The organism is Halomonas sp. MES3-P3E (assembly GCF_002836035.1).
Taxonomy (GTDB): domain Bacteria; phylum Pseudomonadota; class Gammaproteobacteria; order Pseudomonadales; family Halomonadaceae; genus Vreelandella; species Vreelandella arctica.
Genome location: NZ_PJBT01000101.1, coordinates 1 through 1306 on the forward strand (window position 1 = coordinate 1; position 1306 = coordinate 1306).

Sequence of the window (1306 nt, forward strand, 5' to 3'; positions counted from 1 at the left end):
TGAACCGCCCCGGTTATTCCGGAGACCGGTTTGTTTGAGTCAGGCAGCTTCACCCGACTCCTCCAATTGACGATAATACGTCCTTTCTCGTTCTGCTGGTGGAACGTTTCCGATGGGTTCCAGCAGTCGACGATTGTTGAACCAGTCAACCCACTCTAGCGTGGCATACTCAACGGCATCCAGTCCCCTCCATGGGCCACGATGATGGATCACCTCCGTTTTGAACAAGCCGATGATGGTCTCGGCCAGCGCATTGTCGTAGGAGTCGCCGGTGGTACCGACTGAGGCATTGATACCCTCGTCAGCCATACGCTCGGTGTAGCGGATCGAGAGATATTGGCTTCCCCTATCACTATGGTGGATCAACCCTTGTCTGTGTTTTCGTGCCCACAGAGCTTGCTCCAGAGCGTCCAGCACCAGTGCTGTTCTCATCGACGTCGCTACACGCCAACCCACGATACAGCGTGCATAAACATCGATAACGAACGCAACGTAAACGAAGCCAGACCAGGTAGCGACATAGGTAAAATCGGCCACCCAAAGCTGATTAGGACGCATGGCCGTAAAGTCACGTTTCACTAAATCAGGTGCCCGTTTCTGGCCGGGATCACTGATGGTCGTGAAGGGGCGTTGGCCTCGCACCACGCCGCGAATTCCCAGGCGGCGCATGAGCCGTTCTACAGTGCAACGAGCAACCTTAACGCCTTCACGGCGGAGTTGCCGCCAGACCTTACGGGCACCGTAGACGCAGAAGTTTTCTTCCCACACCCGCTGAACCTCAGCCGTCAGAAGCTCATCCTGCCGATACCGGTCTGCCCGCCGTTCAGGATCAGCTTCAAGTGCCTTGTGGTGGTAATACGTCGATGGGGCGATTGGCAGCTGGCTACAAATCGACTCGACCCCGAACTGAGCACGATGCTCGTCGATAAATGACACCATCAATTGGGTTTGCGGTCGAGCTCCGCCTGGGCGAAAAAAGCAGCCGCCTTACGGAGAATTTCATTGGCACGCTTCAATTCGGTGTTTTCACGCTCTAGCTGCTTGAGTCGTTCATGTTCAGACAGGTTAACCGAGCTGTTTTCCTGCGTGAGTTCTGTGCGTTTGCACCAAGCTCTCAAGGTCTCTGGTGTACAACCGAACTTGCTGGCAATGGAACAGATCGCCGCCCACTTGGACGGGTATTCGCCTTGCTGTTCAATAACTAAACGAACAGCTCGCTCCCGCACTTCCGGGGAATATCGTTTTGGTGAGTTCATAACTCCATCCTCTCAAGATATGGAGTCTCCGGTAAAGACGGGGCGGTTCA

At 54.7% G+C, this 1306-nt stretch carries 1 protein-coding gene and 1 other annotated feature; the gene reads right to left on the bottom strand.

What is annotated here, in order from left to right; translation table 11 throughout:
* Positions 1-39: 39 nt before the first annotated feature.
* Positions 40-1256, bottom strand: a protein-coding gene (locus CXF87_RS12065; protein ID WP_101146781.1) for an IS3 family transposase whose coding sequence is annotated in 2 segments (ribosomal slippage) — positions 40-971 and positions 971-1256 — 1218 coding nt in all. Because the reading frame shifts where the segments join, the coding sequence is not laid out codon by codon here.
* Positions 865-981: a sequence feature (AL1L pseudoknot), on the bottom strand. It overlaps the preceding gene by 117 nt.
* Positions 1257-1306: the final 50 nt, after the last annotated feature.